15 protein-coding genes are annotated in these 20,085 nt (G+C 70.5%); 8 read left to right on the top strand and 7 right to left on the bottom strand.

Features of this window, described 5'->3' with window-relative positions:
* Positions 1 to 5: 5 nt before the first annotated feature.
* From rplI to rpsF, 4 genes are all read right to left on the bottom strand, one after another.
* Complete coding sequence (gene rplI, locus BMX65_RS06035; protein WP_074999078.1) at positions 6 to 452, bottom strand: 50S ribosomal protein L9; 447 nt, start codon at positions 450 to 452, stop codon at positions 6 to 8.
* 18 nt (positions 453 to 470) lie between these two features.
* On the bottom strand, positions 471 to 707 hold the full coding sequence (gene rpsR, locus BMX65_RS06030) for a 30S ribosomal protein S18 (RefSeq protein ID WP_003978893.1): 237 nt from the start codon (positions 705 to 707) through the stop codon (positions 471 to 473).
* A gap of 23 nt (positions 708 to 730) precedes the next feature.
* Positions 731 to 1,324: a single-stranded DNA-binding protein gene (locus BMX65_RS06025; protein ID WP_074999077.1), complete on the bottom strand. Its 594-nt coding sequence runs from the start codon at positions 1,322 to 1,324 to the stop codon at positions 731 to 733.
* 89 nt (positions 1,325 to 1,413) lie between these two features.
* Positions 1,414 to 1,704, bottom strand: a complete 291-nt coding sequence (gene rpsF / locus BMX65_RS06020) for a 30S ribosomal protein S6 (protein ID WP_019356728.1) — start codon at positions 1,702 to 1,704, stop codon at positions 1,414 to 1,416.
* Between the two features lie 280 nt (positions 1,705 to 1,984).
* On the opposite strand from rpsF, the gene BMX65_RS06015 reads away from it, so the two are divergent.
* From BMX65_RS06015 to BMX65_RS06005, 3 genes are all read left to right on the top strand, one after another.
* Entirely contained in the window at positions 1,985 to 2,287 is a 303-nt protein-coding gene (locus BMX65_RS06015) for a hypothetical protein (RefSeq protein WP_019356729.1), read from the top strand.
* A 214-nt stretch (positions 2,288 to 2,501) separates the two neighbouring features.
* Positions 2,502 to 3,632 carry a lipid II:glycine glycyltransferase FemX gene (locus BMX65_RS06010; protein WP_019356730.1) on the top strand — a complete coding sequence of 377 codons (1,131 nt, stop codon included), beginning with the start codon at positions 2,502 to 2,504 and terminating at the stop codon, positions 3,630 to 3,632.
* Positions 3,633 to 3,739: 107 nt separating this feature from the next.
* On the top strand, positions 3,740 to 4,771 hold the full coding sequence (locus BMX65_RS06005) for an alanine racemase (RefSeq protein ID WP_019356731.1): 1,032 nt from the start codon (positions 3,740 to 3,742) through the stop codon (positions 4,769 to 4,771).
* Between the two features lie 215 nt (positions 4,772 to 4,986).
* Here BMX65_RS06005 and BMX65_RS06000 read toward each other — a convergent pair whose 3' ends face one another.
* Positions 4,987 to 6,069, bottom strand: coding sequence for an inositol-3-phosphate synthase (locus BMX65_RS06000; protein WP_074999076.1), 1,083 nt, complete (start codon positions 6,067 to 6,069; stop codon positions 4,987 to 4,989).
* Positions 6,070 to 6,119: 50 nt separating this feature from the next.
* Complete coding sequence (locus BMX65_RS05995) at positions 6,120 to 6,758, bottom strand: PadR family transcriptional regulator (protein ID WP_074999075.1); 639 nt, start codon at positions 6,756 to 6,758, stop codon at positions 6,120 to 6,122.
* A 380-nt stretch (positions 6,759 to 7,138) separates the two neighbouring features.
* Between BMX65_RS05995 and BMX65_RS05990 the strand changes: the two genes are divergently transcribed.
* The 3 genes from BMX65_RS05990 to BMX65_RS05980 all read left to right on the top strand — a co-directional run bounded on the left by BMX65_RS05990 (position 7,139) and on the right by BMX65_RS05980 (position 13,101).
* A complete protein-coding gene (locus tag BMX65_RS05990; RefSeq protein ID WP_074999074.1) occupies positions 7,139 to 9,841 on the top strand; it encodes a transglycosylase domain-containing protein in 2,703 nt (900 codons plus the stop codon).
* 132 nt (positions 9,842 to 9,973) lie between these two features.
* Entirely contained in the window at positions 9,974 to 11,497 is a 1,524-nt protein-coding gene (locus BMX65_RS05985; protein WP_074999073.1) for a glycosyltransferase family 87 protein, read from the top strand.
* Between the two features lie 272 nt (positions 11,498 to 11,769).
* Complete coding sequence (locus BMX65_RS05980; protein WP_074999072.1) at positions 11,770 to 13,101, top strand: MFS transporter; 1,332 nt, start codon at positions 11,770 to 11,772, stop codon at positions 13,099 to 13,101.
* On the opposite strand, the gene BMX65_RS05975 is transcribed toward BMX65_RS05980, so the two are convergent.
* Complete coding sequence (locus tag BMX65_RS05975; RefSeq protein ID WP_420856817.1) at positions 13,070 to 14,566, bottom strand: CCA tRNA nucleotidyltransferase; 1,497 nt, start codon at positions 14,564 to 14,566, stop codon at positions 13,070 to 13,072. The genes BMX65_RS05980 and BMX65_RS05975 overlap by 32 nt on opposite strands.
* A 379-nt stretch (positions 14,567 to 14,945) precedes the next feature.
* On the opposite strand from BMX65_RS05975, the gene BMX65_RS05970 reads away from it, so the two are divergent.
* Together BMX65_RS05970 and murJ are read left to right on the top strand one after the other, a co-directional pair.
* Positions 14,946 to 17,498 (top strand): DUF6049 family protein, encoded by a 2,553-nt coding sequence (locus BMX65_RS05970; RefSeq protein ID WP_420856821.1) that lies wholly within the window; start codon positions 14,946 to 14,948, stop codon positions 17,496 to 17,498.
* 38 nt (positions 17,499 to 17,536) lie between these two features.
* Entirely contained in the window at positions 17,537 to 20,020 is a 2,484-nt protein-coding gene (gene murJ / locus BMX65_RS05965) for a murein biosynthesis integral membrane protein MurJ (RefSeq protein WP_074999070.1), read from the top strand.
* The last annotated feature ends 65 nt before the right edge of the window (positions 20,021 to 20,085 follow it).

The following is a 20,085-nucleotide window of genomic DNA, read 5'->3' as shown; positions in this document are numbered from 1 at the left end:
CGGCGTCAGGCCGCTGCGACGTCGACGCCGACCGTGGCGGTCACGTCGGCGTGCAGCCGCACGGCGACCTGGTGGGCGCCCAGCGACTTGATGGGCGAGCCCACCTCGATGCGGCGCTTGTCCACGTCGGGGCCACCGGACGCCTTGATGGCGTCGGCGATGTCCGCCTGGGTGACGGAGCCGAACAGCCGGCCCTGCTCCCCGGCGCGCACCGTGAGGCCCACGCGCAGGTTCTCGAGCTGGGCCTTGATCTCGTCGGCCTGCTCGATCGTCGCGATCTCGCGGATCTTGCGGGCGCGGCGGATCTGCTCGACGTCCTTCTCGCCGCCCTTGGTCCAGCGGATCGCGAAACCGCGCGGGACCAGGTAGTTGCGGGCGTAGCCGTCCTTCACCTCGACGACGTCGCCTGCGGCACCGAGGCCGGAGACCTCGTTGGTCAGGATGATCTTCATGGTGTGGTCACCCTTCCCTTATCGCGCGGTCGAGGTGTAGGGCAGCAGCGCCATCTCACGGCTGTTCTTGACGGCCGTGGCGACGTCGCGCTGGTGCTGGGTGCAGTTGCCGGTGACCCGGCGGGCACGGATCTTGCCGCGGTCGGAGATGAACTTCCGCAGCAGGTTCGTGTCCTTGTAGTCGACGTAGGAGATCTTCTCCTTGCAGAACACGCAAACCTTCTTCTTCGGCTTGCGAGCAGGCGGCTTCGCCATGTCTCTACTCCTATGAGTTTCGCTCAGAAGGGTGGCTCGTCCGAGTAGCCGCCACCGTTGCCGCCGGGGGCACCGCCCCAGTTGCCGCCGCCGCCCTGGCCGCCGCCCTGGCCGCCTCCGGCCGGGCCGGTGGCCCACGGGTCGTTCGCGGGACCGCCGCCCTGGCCGCCTTGGCCACCGGGGCCGCCGCCCCAGTTGCCGCCGCCGCCCTGGCCGCCGCCACCGCCGAAGCCGCCGCCCTGGCCACCGCGGCCGGTGGTCTTGGTGACCTTGGCCGTGGCGTTGCGGAGGCTGGCGCCGACCTCGTCGACGTCCAGCTCGTAGACCGTGCGCTTGATCCCCTCACGGTCCTCGTACGAGCGCTGCTTGAGGCGGCCCTGCACGATGACGCGGGTGCCCTTGGTGAGGGACTCGGCGACGTTCTCCGCCGCCTGCCGCCAGACCGAGCAGGTCAGGAACAGGCTCTCGCCGTCCTTCCACTCGTTGGTCTGCCGGTCGAAGGTGCGGGGAGTGGACGCGACACGGAACTTCGCGACCGCCGCACCGGAGGGGGTGAAGCGCAGCTCGGGGTCGTCGACGAGATTGCCGACGACCGTGATGACGGTCTCGCCTGCCATGGGTGAACCTCTCGGCGTGCTGCTGGCTGCTGTGGTGCCTGGTGGTGCTCGGTGGAGCTGTGGTGCTCGGTGCTACTCGGGAGTCGGCCTCAGTGGGTCGACGGGCGCAGGACCTTGGTCCGCAGGACGGACTCGTTCAGGTTCATCTGCCGGTCGAGCTCCTTGACCACAGCGGGCTCGGCCTGCATGTCGATGACCGAGTAGATGCCCTCGGGCTTCTTGTTGATCTCGTAGGAGAGACGACGACGGCCCCAGGTGTCGACCTTCTCGACCTTGCCGTTGCCCTCGCGGACGACGGAAAGGAAGCTCTCGATCAGGGGGGAGACAGCGCGCTCCTCCAGATCGGGGTCGAGGATGACCATCACCTCGTAGTGACGCATGTGGAACCCACCTCCTCTGGACTCAGCGGCCACGGTCGTTCCGTGGCAGGAGGGTCGTGATGCGTTTCCGCACCCGCGGGAGTCGTTTCCGCACCCGCGGGGTGCAGACGAGCCAGCCTACCCGGCCACGGCCTTCCGGTTGAAATCCAGGGGTAACCCGGAGCAATCTGGACACCTCAGCTGTGAGCGGCGTTACAGTCGGCGCCGCGCTTCCCCCCGGGAGCCGCGTCCCCGCCCGGAGCCGCGTCACACTGTCCGGAGCTGCGTCGGGAGGTGCCACATGGCACAGGCAGTGCGCTGGAACCATCCTTTCTCCTATCTGAACTCCGACGGCAAGCGGCATCCCGTGGAGAACTCCTTCGCGAGCGTGACGCTTCTGCTGGGCCTGGTGGCCGTGATCACCGCGTGGTGGCCGGGGCTGCACATGATCGGCTCGTGGGCGGGACTGATCGGGATCCTCACCGGGGCCTGGGGCCAGTTCATCTCCGCGACGACAGGTGAGCGGTTCGTGACGATCATCGGGCTCGGCGCCGCGGCGGTCGGGTTCTACCTGGGCGTGGCGCACGGCGGCCTGGTGCCGTAGCCGGTGCCGTAGGCGGGCGCACCGCGCGGGAGCCGGAGGGCGGCCCGCGCGGGAGCCGGAGGGCGCACCGCGCGGGAGCCGGGGAGCGGCCCGCGCGGGAGCCGGCAGGGGCGGGAAACCGCCTCTCCGGCCCGGCCCTGGGCCGAACAGGGCGTTGCGGGGCACAGTAGGCTTCCCGGCGAGCATCGTCAGTTCGCCGGAGGAGCGTCCCGCCATGAGCCTGACCCTGAGGACCGTCAGCCGAGAGCAGCATCTGGCGTATATCCAGAGCCTGCCGTCGGCAAGCCACTGTCAGGTGCCCGCGTGGGCGGACGTCAAGAACGAGTGGCGTTCGGAGAGCCTGGGCTGGTTCGACGAGCGTACGGGCGAGATGGTGGGGGCCGGTCTGGTGCTCTACCGGCAGCTTCCGAAGGTCAAGCGCTACCTCGCGTATCTGCCCGAGGGCCCGGTGATCAACTGGTACGCGCCCAATCTGGACGAGTGGCTGCGCCCGATGCTCGACCACCTCAAGCAGCACGGCGCCTTCTCCGTGAAGATGGGCCCGCCCGTGGTGATCCGGCGCTGGGACGCGGCGGCCATCAAGAAGGGCATCCAGGACCAGGACGTCAAGCGGCTGCGGGACATCGAGGCCACGCACATCGAGCCGCGCGCCTTCGAGGTGGCCGACAAGCTGCGCAGGATGGGCTGGCAGCAGGGCGAGGACGGCGGCGCGGGCTTCGGCGACGTGCAGCCGCGCTACGTCTTCCAGGTCCCGCTGGAGGGGCGCTCGCTGGAGGACGTGCACAAGAGCTTCAACCAGCTCTGGCGCCGCAACATCAAGAAGGCCGACAAGGCCGGGGTGCAGGTGGTCCAGGGCGACATGGCCAACCCGTACGACCTGGACGAGTGGCAGCGGCTGTACGAGATCACCGCCGAGCGCGACCGGTTCCGGCCCCGGCCCAAGGCGTACTTCCAGCGCATGTGGAACGTGCTGAACGCCGAGGACCCGCAGCGGATGCGGCTCTACTTCGCGGAGCACGAGGGCGAGCGCATCTCGGCCGCCACCATGCTGGTCGTCGGCGGCCACGTCTGGTACTCCTACGGCGCCTCCGCCAACCACAAGCGCGAGGTGCGGCCCTCCAACGCGATGCAGTGGCGGATGCTGCAGGACGCCTACGCACTGGGTGCGAGCGTCTACGACCTGCGCGGAATCAGCGATTCGCTGGACGAGAACGACCACCTGTTCGGCCTGATCCAGTTCAAGGTCGGTACCGGTGGGCAGGCGGCCGAGTACCTCGGCGAGTGGGACTTTCCGCTCAACAAGCTGCTGCACAAGGCGCTCGACATGTACATGTCGCGCCGCTGACGCGCTCCCCGCGCCCGTCCCGCTGTCCGCCTGTCTCCTGTCCGCCTGTCTCCGTCTGACAGCACGACCCCACCAGACGACCCCACCAGAAAGGTTCCGTACCGGCCATGGCGCTCTCCCTCTACGTCGACAACGATCGCTGGCGGGCGCACCAGCAGACCGTGATCCAGCAGTTCCCGGGCATCGTGCCGGTCTGCAAGGGCAACGGCTACGGCTTCGGCCACGAGCGCCTGGCCGACGAGGCCACCGCGTTCGGTGCCGACATCCTGGCCGTCGGCACCACCTACGAGGCGGCCCGTACGAAGGACCTGTTCGGCGGCGATCTGCTGGTGCTCACCCCGTTCCGCAAGGACGAGGAACCGGTGCCGCTGCCCGACCGCGCCATCCGCTCGGTCTCCTCGGTGGAGGGCGTGGGCCTCATGCGCGGGGCCCGGGTCGTCATCGAGGTGATGAGCAGCATGAAGCGGCACGGAGTCACCGAGCAGGACCTGCCGCGGCTGCACGCCGCCATCGACGAGGTCCGTCTGGAAGGTTTCGCCATCCACCTGCCACTGGACCGGGCCGACGGCTCGGACGCGGTGGAGGAGGTCATCGGCTGGATGGACCGGCTGCGCGCCGCGAGGCTGCCGCTGGACACCATGTTCGTCAGCCACCTGCTGCCGGAGGAGTTCGCCGTCCTCCAGCAGCAGTTCCCGCAGACCCGCTTCCGCGCCCGGATCGGCACCCGGCTGTGGCTGGGCGACCATGCCGCCACCGAGTACCGGGGCGCGATCCTGGACGTCAGCCGGGTGGCCAAGGGCGAGCGGTTCGGCTACCGGCAGGCCAAGGCGTCCGGCGACGGCTGGCTGGTCGTCGTCGCGGGCGGCACCTCGCACGGGGTGGGCCTGGAGTCCCCCAAGGCGCTGCACGGCATCACACCGCGCGCCAAGGGCGTGGCCCGCGCGGGCCTGGCGACCGTCAACCGGAACCTCTCCCCGTTCGTCTGGGCGGGCAAGCAGCGCTGGTTCGCCGAGCCGCCGCACATGCAGGTCTCCATCCTGTTCGTCCCCGCGGACGCCCCGGAGCCGCACGTGGGCGAGGAGCTCGTCGCGATCCTCCGCCACACCACCACGGCGGTGGACCGGACGGTGGACCGCTGACGGCGGCCCTGCCGCGGTTGCTGACGGCAACGGGCTGACCAGCGCTCTGACGGCGAGCCGCGGACCACGGCTGCGGCCGCGCGGGCCGTCCGCCCCGGCTGCGCGCGAGCGCATACAGCGGACACAGCACGTACAGCACGTAAGCGCATACGAGGAGGGGCCCGGGGAAAACGTCCCCGGGCCCCTCCTCGCGGTGTGCTGTCAGCGGCCGGCGGTCAGCGCTCGGCCTTGCCGTCGATGAAGTCCTGCACGTTCTGCCGGGCCACGTCGTCGAAGTACTGCACGGGCGGCGACTTCATGAAGTACGAGGAGGCCGAGAGGATCGGGCCGCCGATACCGCGGTCCTTGGCGATCTTCGCAGCGCGCAGCGCATCGATGATCACACCGGCGGAGTTGGGCGAGTCCCACACCTCGAGCTTGTACTCCAGGTTCAGCGGCACGTCGCCGAAGGCACGGCCCTCCAGCCGGACGTAGGCCCACTTGCGGTCGTCCAGCCAGGCGACGAAGTCCGAGGGGCCGATGTGCACGTTGTCGGCGCCCAGGTCGCGGTCGGGGATCTGGGAGGTGACGGCCTGCGTCTTGGAGATCTTCTTGGACTCCAGCCGCTCCCGCTCCAGCATGTTCTTGAAGTCCATGTTGCCGCCGACGTTGAGCTGCATCGTGCGGTCCAGGACGACCCCGCGGTCCTCGAACAGCTTCGCCATCACCCGGTGTGTGATGGTGGCGCCGACCTGCGACTTGATGTCGTCACCGACGATCGGCACGCCCGCGGCGGTGAACTTGTCCGCCCACTCCTTGGTGCCGGCGATGAAGACCGGGAGCGCGTTGACGAAGGCCACCCCGGCGTCCAGGGCGCACTGCGCGTAGAACTCGACGGCCGACTGCGAACCCACGGGCAGGTAGCAGACCAGCACGTCCGCCTGCGCGTCCTTCAGCGCCCGGACGACGTCGACGGGGGCGGCGTCGGACTCCTCGATGGTCTCGCGGTAGTACTTGCCCAGACCGTCGTGGGTGTGGCCGCGCTGCACGGAGACGCCGGTGGGCGGCACGTCGCAGATCTTGATGGTGTTGTTCTCGCTGGCGCCGATGGCGTCGGCCAGGTCGAGGCCCACCTTCTTGCCGTCGACGTCGAAGGCGGCGACGAACTCGATGTCGCGCACGTGGTAGTCGCCGAACTGGACGTGCATCAGACCCGGCACCTTGCCGTCCGGGTCGGCGTCCTTGTAGTACTCGACGCCCTGGACCAGCGATGCGGCGCAGTTGCCCACGCCGGCGATGGCTACGCGAACCGAACCCATTCCGGTTGCTCCCTGTGTGTTCTCGCTGAGGCTCGCGACGGAGCACGGCCTCATCTGTCGGTGTTGTCGGACGGACCCGGTGCGGGACGGTCCGGACGGGTCTCCCGCGCCGGGCGCCCCGCACGCTCGCTCTCGATGAGTTCGCTGAGCCAGCGGACCTCGCGCTCCACGGATTCCATGCCGTGGCGCTGGAGTTCGAGCGTGTAGTCGTCGAGGCGCTCCCGGGTACGGGCGAGGGAGGCGCGCATCTTCGCGAGCCTCTCCTCCAGTCGGCTGCGGCGTCCCTCCAGCACGCGCATGCGGACATCGCGCGAGGTCTGGCCGAAGAACGCGAAGCGGACGCCGAAGTGCTCGTCCTCCCAGGTGTCGGGACCCGTCTGGGAGAGCAGTTCCTCGAAGTGCTCCTTGCCGTCGGCCGTCAGCCGGTACACGATCTTCGCCCGGCGCCCGGCCAGCGGGGTTGTCTGGGCCCGCGCGGACTGCTGCTCCTCCGGCTGCTCGCTCGGCTCCTCCACCAGCCAGCCGCGCTGCACCAGCGCTTTGAGGCAGGGGTAGAGCGAGCCGTAGCTGAAGGCGCGGAAGACGCCGAGCGAGGTGTTGAGCCGCTTGCGCAGCTCGTACCCGTGCATCGGGGACTCGCGCAGCAGACCGAGTACGGCGAACTCGAGAACGCCGGAGCGCCTGCTCACTGTCCGCCCACCTCCGTCCACAACCGCTTGTCCCGCGCTTATCTCGCGCTTATCTCGCTCTGATGTATCGACTCGATACATCCCGACGATAGAACGCGGTGACGGGAGCGACAAGAGGGGGGTCGGTGAAGGCCCTCACATCGCCGATTCGCCGGAGTACCTTTGCGTCCTTTGTGGCGAATACCGGCTAAGGATGGTTTTGGAGCTGCGTAGTCTGTCCGCGTGCAGACCACCGGGAACCGTGCGACGCGAGTGCGCGTCCTCGTCTCCGGTGAAGTGCGTCCGGGTCCGGTTCTCCCGTCCCGGCGCACCCGGGGGGACCAGAAGCAAACTGCCACCTTCAGGCGCACGGGCCGCCTGCCCGAGGAGTAGCTGTTCCAATGAGCGGAAACCGTCGAAAGCCGCCGCAGGGGCGCGGCCGTCGTGCGGCGCAGCCGCCACCGTCCTCCGGTCGCCGGTCGGCCTCCCGCGGTGGCGGGCAGCAGCCGCCCTCCGAGCCGGGTCCTGAAGCACAGGGCCACCGGTCGGCACCCGGCGGGTCCGGCCACGGCGGGCGCGCGGAGGCCAGGAGAGCCGCCCAGGGCGGCGGACGGCGCCGCGCCTCGGCAGCCGCCGCGAACGCCCAGGGCGGACGGCGCGGAGCCGGTCGCGGCCGCGAGACGCCGGAGCGCAAGCGCTTCATCGACTACCCGCGGGCCGGGAAGCACGGCGTGCGGCGCTGGCTGCCGTCCTGGAAGCTGGTGTCCGCCACCTGCTTCGGCTTCGTCGGGCTGCTGATCGTCGCCTTCGCGATCGGCCTGTGGATGGTGGAGGTCCCCGACCAGGCCAAGGCGGACGCGCGCTCGCAGACGAACGTCTACTACTGGAAGGGCGGCGACCGGCTCGCGGTGGCGGGCGCCGAAGGGGAGAAGAACCGGCAGAACGTCTCGCTGAGCCAGATGCCCAAGTCGCTCCAGCACGCGGTCGTCGCCTCGGAGAACGCCTCGTTCTGGGACGACTCCGGCGTCGACCCGATGGGTATCGCACGGGCCGGCTTCAACATGGCGACCGGCGGTGAGACCCAGGGCGGTTCGACGATCACCCAGCAGTTCGTCAAGAACAACTACCTCACCCAGGACCAGACCATCAAGCGCAAGGTCACGGAGCTGTTCATCTCCATCAAGGCCGGCGCCACGATGAAGAAGTCGGAGATCCTGGAGGGGTACCTCAACACCGCATACTTCGGCCGCGGCGCCTTCGGTGTCCAGGCGGCCTCGCAGGCGTACTTCGACAAGGACGTCGCCGACATCACCCCGTCCGAGGGCGCGTACCTGACGACGCTGCTGAACGGCTCCGCGCTCTACGACCCCTACGAGGGCGACCGGAAGGCCAACGAGGAGCGTTCGCAGAAGAAGTGGGCGTCCGTCCTCAACCGCGAGGTCGAGGTCCACAAGATGTCCCGCGCCAAGGCGGACGAGTGGATCGACAAGGGTCTGCCGAACATCAAGCCGCCGAAGAAGGCGATGGACAAGCGGGGGCAGAAGGGCTACCTGATCGACCTGGCCAACCGCTACCTGGTCAACAACGACGTCCTCACCCGCGAGCAGCTCAACCGCGGCGGCTACCAGATCACCACGACCTTCGAGAAGAAGAAGACGTTCGCACTCCGGGACGCGGTCAACAAGGTCTACGACGAGAACATCGACCCGAAGAAACGACCCGATCTGGACACCCACGTGCAGTTCGGCGGCGCCTCGGTCGACCCGAGCGACGGCAGAATCGTGGCCCTGTACGGCGGCAAGGACTACGTCAAGCACTTCACCAACAACGCGGACGAGACCGGTGTGCCCGTCGGCTCCACCTTCAAGCCGTTCGTGCTGAGCGCCGCCATGCGCGACGGGGTGCGCGACCGCAGCGGGGGCGAGCAGCAATCCGCCGCCGAGCGCACCCTCGCCAACCCGGACACCAGCTACTACAGCGGCAAGAACAAGATGCTCGTCCGCAACTACAACGGCGAGATCTGGAAGAACAAGGAAGGCGAGTCCTGGCGGCAGGTCAACGACGGCAACCAGGACTACGGCGACAAGTCGCACAACTACCGGATCAACCTGCGTGAGGCCATGGTGCACTCGGTGAACACGCCGTACGTGCAGCTCGGCATGGACGTGGGGATCCCGACGGTACGCAAGAACGCCGAGGACGCCGGACTGCTGCCCTCCAGCCTCAACAAGTCGAACGGCCCCTCCTTCTCGCTGGGTATCTCCACCCCGAGCGCGATCCGGATGGCCGGCGGCTACGGCACGTTCGCCGCAGAGGGCAAGCAGCACGACCTGTACTCGGTGACCAAGGTCGTCGACCAGGACAGCAAGCGCCTCACCCTGCCCGAGCACCAGGTCAAGCAGTCCTTCAGCCCGCAGGTGGCCAACAACGTCACCGACGTGCTGACGGACGTCGTCGAGCGGGGCACCGGCACCGTCGCCAAGGCGCTGGGCCGCCCGGCGGCCGGCAAGACGGGTACGACGGACGGCAACAAGTCGGCCTGGTTCGCCGGATACACCCCGCAGTTGTCGACCGCGATCGGCATGTGGCGGATGAACGACGACGCCTCCGCCAAGGACCGCAAGTTCCTGGAGATGTTCGGCACCGGTGGCCAGGAGAAGATCCACGGCGCTTCGTTCCCGGCGCAGATCTGGACCTCCTACATGAAGGCCGCCCTCAAGGGCACGAGCGTCAAGCCGTTCCCCAAGGCCCAGCCCATCGGGGAGAAGGTCTACGGGCCCGGTGAGAGCCCCGAGCCGACACCGACCGAGACCTCGGCGCCGCCGACCCCCTCGGAGACGCCGAGTGAGACGCCGTCCGAGGAGCCCTCGGAGTCCGAGTCCAGCGACCCCTCCCCGTCCGACACGAGCTGCCCGCCGCTCGACCCGCGGTGCCAGGACAACGGCGGAAACGACAACGGCGGAAACGGCGGCGGCGGCAACGGCGGCGGCGGAAACGGCGGCGGAACATCCGGCCCGGGCGGCGACGGGGGCGGTACCGGCGATCCCGGCGGCAACGACAGCGGCCAGATCTTCGGCGGTCCTGTCGGCTCCCGGAGGGAGTGAGCGCGCGCCTCGTCCGAGCGCCGCTCCCGTCCTGAACACCGCTCCGCGGACGGCCCCCGGCCCGGCTCCTGGAACCACGGGAGTCCGAACCGGGGGCCGTTCCCGTATCCGGGGTGCGGCAGGATGACCCCCATGACGAGCGCCCCCACCGCACGGAACCCCGCTCCGCGATCCGGCCGACCCTCCGCCGCGCCGCCCGTCGTACGCCCCACGGACCACGACGAGGTGGCGACCGCCGCGAGCGAAGTGGCCGGCGGTCCCGCCGGGCGACGCGCCGTGAGCGGGACCGGCTGGTGGACGCCGATCCGCACCGTGGTGGCCCTCGCCCTGGCCATGTACACGCTCGGCATGCTGCAGAAGCTCCCGTGCCTGGACGGGGGCTGGTTCTCCGGGCAGACCGCGCAGTACGTGCACGCCTGCTACTCCGACATCCCGCACCTCTACCACGGCCGGGGCTTCGCGGACGGCCTCGTGCCCTATCTCGACCGCATCCCGGACCGGATCTCCGGCGGCATGGACTACCTGGAGTACCCCGTGCTCACCGGGGCGTTCATGTACCTCGCGGCCACGCTCACGGTGGGCGGGGACTCGCTCCAGCAGGACGAGCAGCTCTACTGGGTGGTCAACGCCGGGATGCTGCTGGTCTGCGCCGCGGTGCTGATCGTCTGTGTGGCCCGCACGCACCGCAATCGCCCCTGGGACGGCATGCTCGTCGCACTCGCCCCCGCGCTGGCGCTGACGGCGACCATCAACTGGGATCTGCTGGCGGTGTCGATGACGGCCGCCGGGATGCTGCTGTGGTCCCGCTCGCGCCCCCTGGCGGCAGGCGTGCTGATCGGGCTGGCCACCGCGGCGAAGCTCTACCCCGCGCTGCTCCTCGGCCCGCTGCTGCTGCTGTGCTGGCGAGCCGGACGCTGGGGCGCCTTCGGCAGGGCGGCGGGCGGTGCCGCCGCCTCGTGGGCGGTGGTGAACGTGCCGGTGATGCTGCTCTCCTGGGAGGGCTGGTCGAAGTTCTACCGCTTCAGCCAGGAGCGTCCGGTGGACTTCGGCTCGCTGTGGCTGATCCTGCAGCAGCGGACCGGACGCACGTTCGACGACGCCAACATCTACGCCACCCTCCTGATGGCCCTGGGATGCGCGGGCATCGCCGCCCTCGCGCTGTGCGCGCCCCGCCGCCCCCGATTCGCCCAACTCGCCTTCCTGGTAGTCGCGTTGTTCGTGCTCACCAACAAGGTCTACTCACCGCAGTACGTGCTGTGGCTGATCCCGCTGGCCGCCCTCGCCCGGCCCAAGTGGCGGGACTTCCTCATCTGGCAGAGCTGCGAGACGCTCTACTTCCTGGGCATCTGGATGTACCTCGCCTACAACGGCTCCGACAAGCACCAGGGCCTGCCCGAGGACGGCTACCAACTGGTCATCGCCGCGCATCTGCTCGGCACCGCCTATCTGTGCGCGATGGTGGTCCGCGATGCGCTGCGCCCCGAGCACGACCCGGTCCGCCGGGACGACGGCTCCGACGACCCGGGCGGCGGGGTCCTGGACCGGGCGCCCGATGCGTTCTCCCTGACCTCGCTCACCCGCCCGCCCGTGCTCCAGCGCTCCGCGGCACCCGTGGCCCGGGCGGCGGTGCACTGGGGCACGACGCTGCGGGAGTGAGCCGGCCGGGCCGGGAGAGATCCCGGTACGAGGCAGGGGCAGGCGCAGGCGCAGGCGCGCAGGGGGCAGGGTCCGGAGCGGAGCGCCCGCAGAGGCGGGTGCGGGGGCGGCCACAGGGGCCTGGGCGGGAGCGGCGGGGGCGGGGCGGGGCGGGGGCCACGCTCCGCGCCCGGAGGCCCTGGCGAGGGGAGCCGCAGGGCCGGCCGTGCGGCCGACGACGTCGTTTCACGTGAAACCGTCGTGGCCGGTCCGGACTGTGTGAGGCTGTCCCCATGTCCGTCGCCCGCGATCTCCGCACCCTGCTCCGTTTTCCGGACTTCCGGAAGCTGCTGGCGGTCCGGCTGCTCTCCCAGTCGGCCGACGGCATCTACCAGATCGCTCTGGCGGCCTATGTCGTCTTCTCTCCCGAGAAGGAGACCTCCCCCGCCGCCATCGCCTCCGCGATGGCGGTACTGCTGCTGCCGTACTCATTGCTCGGGCCGTTCGCGGGAGTGCTGCTGGACCGATGGCAGCGCAGGCAGGTGCTCTTCTTCGGCAACCTTCTCCGCACCGTGCTGGCGACCGCCACCGCGGCGCTGGTGTTCGGTGCCGTTCCCGAGTGGCTCGTCTTTCTGTCCGCGCTCACCGTCACGGCCGTCAACCGGTTCGTCCTCGCCGGGCTGTCCGCCGCACTGCCCCGCGTCGTGGACGGAGAGCGCCTCGTGGTGGCCAACTCCCTCTCCCCGACCGCGGGGACGCTCGCCGCGACACTGGGCGGCGGTATCGCCTTCGCGGTGCGCTTCCTCGCCCCCGGCGCCGGACGGGCCGCGGATGCCCTGGTCCTGCTGACGGCGGCCGCGGTGTATCTGCTGGCCGGGCTCGCCTCGCTGCGGATGACCAAGGGCTTGCTCGGTCCCGATCCCGCCGAGGTGCAGCCCCGCATCCTCGCTGCCGTCGCCAGCACCGCACGGGGACTGCTCGCGGGACTGGTCCACCTCGGCGGGCGCCCCGCCGCCGTGTACGCGCTGACGGCCTCGGCGGTGATGCGCTTCTGCTACGGCGCGCTGACCGTCACGGTGCTGATGCTGGCCCGGTACGCATGGAACGGAAGCGGCGACACCGACGGTGGGCTCCCGCTGCTGGGGATCGCACTTGGTCTCTCCGGGCTGGGGTTCTTCATCGCTGCCGTCATCACACCCTCGGCGGTGCCCCGGGTGGGCATCTTCGGCTGGATGGCGCTGTGCGCGGGTGCTGCGGCGGTGCTGGAACCCGCCCTGGGGCTGTCCTTCCGTCCCGTGCCGATACTGCTGGCCGCCTTCGTGCTGGGGCTGGTGACCCAAGCCGGGAAGATCGCCACGGACACCGCCGTCCAGACCTCCGTGGACGACGCATTCCGCGGCCGGGTCTTCTCTCTCTACGACATGCTCTACAACGTTTCCTATGTCGGCGCGGCCGGAGTCGCCGCGGCGATGCTTCCGCCGGACGGCCGGTCCGCGGTCATCGTCATCGGAGTGGCCGTGCTCTACGCGCTCCTCGCCGCCGCGCTCTTCCGCGTTTCACGTGAAACAACGCTGCGCGGCGGAGCGAACCGGGTCAGCCCCCCTGCTGGGCCCACCACTTCCTGAGCTCCGCGACAGCGGCGTCGTACCCCAGCGGACCGTGCTCCAGCCGCAGCTCCAGCAGATGCTTGTACGCCCGCCCCACCACAGGCCCCGGGGGCACATCCAGCTCCCGCATGATCTCGTTGCCGTCGAGATCGGGCCGGATGGCGTCCAGCTCCTCCTGCTCCTGGAGCCGGGCGATCCGCTCCTCCAGACCGTCGTAGGCGCGGGAGAGCGCCTGCGCCTTCCGCTTGTTGCGCGTCGTGCAGTCGGAGCGGGTCAGCTTGTGCAGTCGGCTCAGCAGCGGTCCGGCGTCCCGTACATAGCGACGGACCGCGGAGTCCGTCCACTCGCCCGTGCCGTACCCGTGGAAGCGCAGATGGAGCTCGACCAGTCGCGAGACGTCTTTGATCATCTCGCTCGGGTACTTGAGCGCGGCCATGCGCTTCTTCGTCATCTTGGCGCCCACCACCTCGTGGTGGTGGAAGGAGACCCGTCCGTCCTTCTCGAACCGCCGCGTCCTCGGCTTGCCGATGTCGTGCAGCAGCGCCGCCAGCCGCAGCGTCAGATCGGGGCCGTCCTCCTCCAGGTCGATCGCCTGGGCCAGCACCGTCAGCGAGTGCTCGTAGACGTCCTTGTGCCGGTGGTGCTCATCGCGCTCCAGCCGCAGTGCGGGCAGCTCCGGCAGCACCCGGTCGGCCAGCCCGGTCTCCACCAGCAGCCGCAGCCCCTTGCGCGGCTGCGGCGAGAGCAGCAGCTTGTTCAGCTCGTCCCGGACCCGCTCCGCGGAGACGATCCCGATCCGGTCGGCCATCTCCTTCATGGCGGCCACGACCTCCGGGGCGATCTCGAAATCGAGCTGCGCGGCGAACCGGGCGGCACGCATCATCCGCAGCGGATCGTCCGAGAAGGACGCCTCCGGGGTGCCCGGAGTGCGCAGCCGCCGGGTGGCCAGATCCTCCAGACCGCCGTGCGGGTCGATGAAGTGCTTCTCCGGCAGCGCGACCGCCATCGCGTTCACGGTGAAGTCACGCCGGACCAGGTCCTCCTCGATGGTCTCGCCGTAGGAGACCTCGGGCTTGCGGGAGGTGCGGTCGTAGACCTCCGACCGATACGTCGTCACTTCCAGGACAAAGTCGGATTTCTTGATCCCTACGGTGCCGAAGGCGATGCCCACGTCCCACACCGCGTCCGCCCACGGCCGCACAAGCGCGAGCACGTCCTCGGGCCGGGCATCGGTGGTGAAGTCGAGATCGTTACCGAGCCGCCCCAGCAGCGCGTCCCGTACCGAGCCGCCGACCAGAGCGAGCCGGAAGCCGGCCTCCTGGAAGCGGCGCGCTAGCTCGTCCGCCACCGGCGAGACCCGCAGCAGCTCGCTCACGGCGCGCCGCTGCACCGCACTGAGCTGCTCGGCCGCCGGACGGTCCGCTGCGGACATCGCGGGCACGACGGTGGGCTGGTCCTGGCTGTCACTCTTGGCGTTCGGCACAACAGCACAGGTTACGTTGCCGCCCTGACCCGAGGCGCCCCCGTTCCCGGCAACCACCCGCGCCCCGCGGCACCGGCCTGGGTGATCATGTGGTGGACGGCGCGGCACTTCCACCCTGCGGGCATCGTTACCATCAGGGATCCGGAACGGGACGTCGGTGCCCCGGAACGGGACGCCGGCGACCCCGCCGTACCCTCCGCAGCCGGAACACCGGCACCCGGACCGGCGGCGCCCCCAGGCACCAGGCACCAGACAGCAGGCACCAGGCACCAGGCACCAGGCACCAGGCACCAGGCACCAGGCACCACAACGACACAGCACATTCGACACACACGTCGACGCAGCAACCGAGACGACAGACGACGGGATGGACGAGCGCGTGGCCGAGGCGGCTGAGAGTCAGGCTCCCCCTGGCCCGGAGGGGACGAACCGCTGGAGGCGCCGTGCTGCGGCGCTCCTCATGGCCGCACTCCCCGTGCTGGCCGGAGTACTCCCCGCAACCGCTCCGACGGCCGCCGCGGCGCCCGCCGCCTCCTCCGGGAGCGCAGCGGCGGCGGCGCCCTCGGCCCGTACCGGCACCGGCTCCCGCAGCGCACAGATCTCTCTCGACGAGGTCACCCCCGCCATCCCCGGGAAGGGCGACACGCTCACGCTGAGCGGCACCGTCACCAACACCAGCAAGACGACGCTGACCGATCTGCGGCTCGCCCCCCGGATCGGCCCCAGGCTCACCTCACGCAGCGCCATCCAGCAGGCCGCACGGCGCAAGGGCTACCTCTCGGGGGCGGACGGCACCGAGGTCCCCGGCGACCACGGAGCGCGGCTCAGCGGTCTCGCCTCCGGCATCACCCGGGCCTTCACCCTCAAGGTGCCGGTCAGCGACCTCCATCTCGGCAGCAACGGTGTCCACCAGCTCGCCGTCTCCCTCACCGGGCAGACCCGCAACCGGCCCTATGCCCAGATCCTCGGCATCGGCCGCACCTTCCTGCCCTGGCAGGGGGAGGCCCCCGAGAACCGGACCCGGCTCACCTACCTCTGGCCGCTGATCTCCACCCCGCACGTCACGGCACGCACCCAGTCCGACGAGCAGCAGACCCCGGTCTTCCAGGACGACTCGCTCGCCGAGGAGCTGGCGCCCGGCGGCCGCCTCCAGCAGATGCTGGAGCTCGGCAAGGACCTCGACGTCACCTGGGTCATCGACCCCGACCTGCTGGCGAGCGTCGACATGATGGCCGGGCGCTACCGGGTGCAGAAGCCCGGCGGCGAGCCGGACGAGACCGTCGCGGGGAAGAACCAGGCGTACGCCAAGCGCTGGCTGGCCGAGCTGCAGCAGGCGGTCGAGGACAAGGAGGTCGTCGCGCTCCCGTTCGCCGACCCGGACCTGGCCTCGCTCGCCCACCGCGGCACCAGGGTCCGCGGTGCTCTCAGCTCCCTGGGCCAGGCCACCGCGCTGGCCAGGAGGACCGTGCAGGTGGTGCTCCACGTGAAACCGAGCACGGACTTCGCCTGGCCCTACCAGGGCGCCGTCGACTCCTCCATCGTGGACGTCGCCACCTCGGCGGGCGCGCACAACGTCATCGCCCGCAGCGACAGCGTCCGCGAGACCGAGCTCTCCTACAGCCCCACAGCGGCCCGCCCGATCGGCAGCGGCAACACCGCGCTGGTCGCCGACACGCTGCTCTCCACGGCGTTCGAGGGCGACATGTCGCGGGCGGGGAACTCCTCGCTCGCCGTCCAGCGGTTCGCCGCGCAGTCCCTCGCGCTGGCCCGGCAGATGCCCTCCCGCAGCCGCAGCGTCGTCGTCGCTCCGCAGCGCAGGCCCAGCGTGTCCCAGGCGCAGGCGATGGCGGACGGCATCAGGGCGCTCGAGCACAGCAGCTGGACGGAGACCAGCAGCCTGGCGGACGCCGCCGAGGCCAAGCCCGACCCGAACGCGCGGCGCCGGATGCCCGCGCCGTCCTCCTACCCCTCCTCGTTGCGGAAGAGCGAGCTGCCCACCGCCGCCTTCGAGCAGGTGCGGAAGACCAAGGACGGGCTGGAGGACTTCAAGCGGATCCTCAGCCAGGCCGACCGCGTCATGCCGCCGTTCACCACCGCGATAGACCGCGAGGTCTCCAACGCCTGGCGCGGCGAGGCCCGCGCCGGACAGCGCTACCGCGACACCGTGGAGAAGTACCTGCTGGAGCTGCGCGGCGCGGTCAGGCTCATCAAGAAGTCGGACATCACCCTCTCCGGACGCGAGGCCACCATCCCGGTGACGGTCCAGAACAACCTCGCGCAGGGGGTCGACGGGCTCGTCCTCGAACTGCGCTCCAGCCGGGTGGGGCTGGACGTGGGCGACGCCAAGCGGGTCAAGGTCGACGGGGAGCACACCCAGTCCCTCAAGTTCGACACCAGCGCCAAGAACAACGGCCGTGCCTACGTCTACGCACAGCTCTACACCGAGGACGGCGAGCGCTACGGCAAGCCGATGAAGTTCCAGGTCAATGTGACCTCCATCACCTCGACCGTGCTGCTGGTGATCGCGGGCGGTGTGCTGCTGATCGTGCTCGCGGGCATCCGGATGTACACCCAGCGCAAGCGCTCCGGCCCGGCCCCCGACCCGGACGCCCCGCTGGAGCAGCCGGACGACGGCGGCGGCGACGACGCCGCCGCCGCCGACAATGACGACGCAGACGGCCGCGGCGACGATGACGCAGACGGCGGCGACGGTCCCCGCAACGGCGAGCACAGCGCCGACGGTGCGAAGACCACCGACGACGCGCGTGCCTCGGAGTCCGGAGCCGCAGACGGCACAGACGGCACTGCCGATGGCGAGGGGACCGACACCGCAGCGCGCGCCGGCAGTGACGGCAGTGACGGCAGTGACGGAGACGACACCGAACGGGAAAGCGACAACCCCCCGGCGACGGGTGAGAAAGTGGACCGTTGACTCATCCGGGCGAGCAGGGGCAGGGGTAGGTAGCGACGATGAACGCGCCGTATGGCGGTGACCGGGGCCGGAACCCCGGTGACGGCTCTGGCCGGCCGGAAGACGCGTACGCACAGGACTCGTACGGGCCCGACCCGCACGACGAGCGCGACCCCTCGGTCCACGATCCGCACGCGTGGCCCTCCCCCGGCCCGCAGCCCGAAGGTCCGCACTCAGCGCCGGACCAGCCGCGCTCCCCCCAAAGCCAGCCGTACCAGGGGCAGCAGCCGTACCCGGGCCAGGCCCAGCAAGGTCCGGCACACCCGGGCCAGGGACATCCGGGCCGGACACGTCCGGGCCAGGCACAGCAGAACCGGCCGCAGCAGGGCCAGACGTACCCGGGGACGTACCCGGGCCAGGGGCAGGGGCAGGGGCAGGGGCAGGGGCAGGCCCAGCATCCGCTCCAGGCCCCGGGCACGGCCTACCAGCCACCGCCCCTGCCGTCGCCGTCTGCGTCGCAGTCGCCGTCGCAGTCGCCGTCCGCACAGTCGAACGACGCCTTCGCGCACCTCTACCGCGACCAGGGGCAGGCCCCGCCGCAGCAGGCCGCACCGCCCGCAGGGCCGCCGCCCCCAGGTCACGTCCCGCCCGCCGACCGGAGGCAGCCGCCCGGCTCCGCTCCGTGGCAGAACCGCCCGCCGGAGCACGACCCGGGCCGGGGCCAGGCGCAGTCCTCCGGGTTCCACCCGGAACCCACGCAGCCGCCGCAGCCCTATCCACCCGAGCCGGGGGCTCCCGGTGCCGCCGAGGAGCCGTCCGCGCAGACGGTGAATCTCGGCACCGTCGCACCCAAGGGCGCTCCACCCGGCGAGGAAGGCGGGGCTCCCGCCGCACCGCCTGCCTCCGGCGGCGGGGGAGGGCTCCTCAAGTCCAGCGCCATCATGGCCGCGGGCACGATGGTCTCCCGGCTCACCGGCTTCGTCCGCTCCGCGATGATCGTGGCCGCACTCGGCGCCTCGGCGCTCGGGGACAGCTATCAGCTCGCCATCACGCTGCCGACCATGATCTATGTGCTGACCGTCGGCGGGGGCCTCAACTCCGTCTTCGTGCCACAGCTCGTCCGCGCCATGAAGGAGGACGGCGACGGCGGCGAGGCGTACGCGAACCGGCTCCTGACGCTGGTCGCGGTCATCCTGGGCACGCTGGCCGTGGCCTCGGTGTTCGCAGCGCCCGTCCTGGTGCGGCTGATGTCGGTGAAGCTCGCCGACAACCCCGCGGCCAACGAGGTCACCATCACCTTCGTGCGCTACTGCCTGCCCTCGATCTTCTTCATGGGCATCCATGTGGTGATGGGGCAGATCCTCAACGCACGGGGCCGCTTCGGCGCCATGATGTGGACCCCGGTCCTGAACAACGTCGTCATCATCGCCACCATCAGCATGTTCCTGTGGGTGTACGGCACCGCCGACACCTCCGATCTGACAGTCAGCACCATCCCGCCCGAGGGCGCCCGGCTGCTCGGGGTCGGCACCCTGCTGGGCCTGGTCGTGCAGGCGCTGGCGATGATCCCGTACCTCCGGGCCGCGGGGTTCCGGATCCGCCCCCGCTTCGACTGGCGCGGCCACGGCCTGGGCAAGGCCGCCAAGCTGGCCAAGTGGACGATCCTGTTCGTACTCGCCAACCAGGCCGGCGTCCTGGTCGTCTCGCAGCTCTCCACCTGGGCGGGCACGACTGCGGCGCAGAGCGGCCACTCCGGCACCGGCTACATCGCCTACTCCAACGCGCAGCTGATCTGGAACATGCCGCAGGCGATCATCACCGTCTCCGTGATGGCCGCGCTGCTGCCCCGCCTCTCGCGCTCGGCCGCCGACGGCGACAGCGGCGCCGTGCGGGACGACATCTCGCAGGGCCTGCGCAACTCCGCCGTCGCCATCGTCCCGATCGCCTTCGGCTTCGTGGCACTCGGCATCCCGATGTGCACGATGATCTACGGCTCGGCCGGCGTGGACGCGGCCCGTTCCATGGGGTACATGCTGATGGCCTTCGGCCTCGGTCTGATCCCCTTCTCGGTGCAGTACGTCGTCCTGCGTGCCTTCTACGCCTACGAGGACACCCGCACCCCGTTCTTCAACACGGTGATAGTGGCTGCCGTCAACGCCGCCGCCTCCGCACTCTGCTTCCTGCTGCTGCCCTCGCGCTGGGCGGTCGTGGGCATGGCGGCCTCCTACGGCCTCGCCTACATCATCGGTGTCGGTATCGCCTGGCGCCGGCTCAGCCGCCGGCTGGGCGGTGACCTCGACGGGCGGCACGTGGTCCGCACGTACACCCGGCTCGCCGGGGCAAGCGTCCCGGCCACGCTCGCCGCCGGAGCCGCGGCCTGGGGCATCACCCACGCGCTGGGCAGCGGCACACTCGGCTCGATCGCCGCCCTGCTGGGCGGAGGGATCGTATTGGGCGCGGTTTTCGTCCTAGCGGCGAAGCGTATGCGCATCGAGGAGATGACAGCGATGCTCGGGATGGTGCGCGCCAGAATCGGCCGATGAAAAGCGGGTGGGAAACCGACGTATACAACCATCATTCGCCCCCGCGTGTCGTGCATAGCGGCGAG

Source organism: Streptomyces qinglanensis (genome assembly GCF_900111245.1).
Lineage (GTDB): Bacteria > Actinomycetota > Actinomycetes > Streptomycetales > Streptomycetaceae > Streptomyces > Streptomyces qinglanensis.
The sequence above is the reverse complement of the archived record's forward strand: the minus strand, read 5'-3'. Positions and strand labels throughout refer to the sequence as shown.

Coding starts and splice junctions, on each gene's coding strand:
- BMX65_RS05990 (WP_074999074.1), top strand. CDS start 7,139: ATGAGCGGAAACCGTCGAAAGCCGCCGCAGGGGCGCGGCCGTCGTGCG.
- BMX65_RS06005 (WP_019356731.1), top strand. CDS start 3,740: ATGGCGCTCTCCCTCTACGTCGACAACGATCGCTGGCGGGCGCACCAG.
- BMX65_RS05980 (WP_074999072.1), top strand. CDS start 11,770: ATGTCCGTCGCCCGCGATCTCCGCACCCTGCTCCGTTTTCCGGACTTC.
- rplI (WP_074999078.1), bottom strand. CDS start 452: ATGAAGATCATCCTGACCAACGAGGTCTCCGGCCTCGGTGCCGCAGGC.
- murJ (WP_074999070.1), top strand. CDS start 17,537: ATGAACGCGCCGTATGGCGGTGACCGGGGCCGGAACCCCGGTGACGGC.
- BMX65_RS06000 (WP_074999076.1), bottom strand. CDS start 6,069: ATGGGTTCGGTTCGCGTAGCCATCGCCGGCGTGGGCAACTGCGCCGCA.
- BMX65_RS06025 (WP_074999077.1), bottom strand. CDS start 1,324: ATGGCAGGCGAGACCGTCATCACGGTCGTCGGCAATCTCGTCGACGAC.
- BMX65_RS06010 (WP_019356730.1), top strand. CDS start 2,502: ATGAGCCTGACCCTGAGGACCGTCAGCCGAGAGCAGCATCTGGCGTAT.
- BMX65_RS05985 (WP_074999073.1), top strand. CDS start 9,974: ATGACGAGCGCCCCCACCGCACGGAACCCCGCTCCGCGATCCGGCCGA.
- rpsR (WP_003978893.1), bottom strand. CDS start 707: ATGGCGAAGCCGCCTGCTCGCAAGCCGAAGAAGAAGGTTTGCGTGTTC.
- rpsF (WP_019356728.1), bottom strand. CDS start 1,704: ATGCGTCACTACGAGGTGATGGTCATCCTCGACCCCGATCTGGAGGAG.
- BMX65_RS06015 (WP_019356729.1), top strand. CDS start 1,985: ATGGCACAGGCAGTGCGCTGGAACCATCCTTTCTCCTATCTGAACTCC.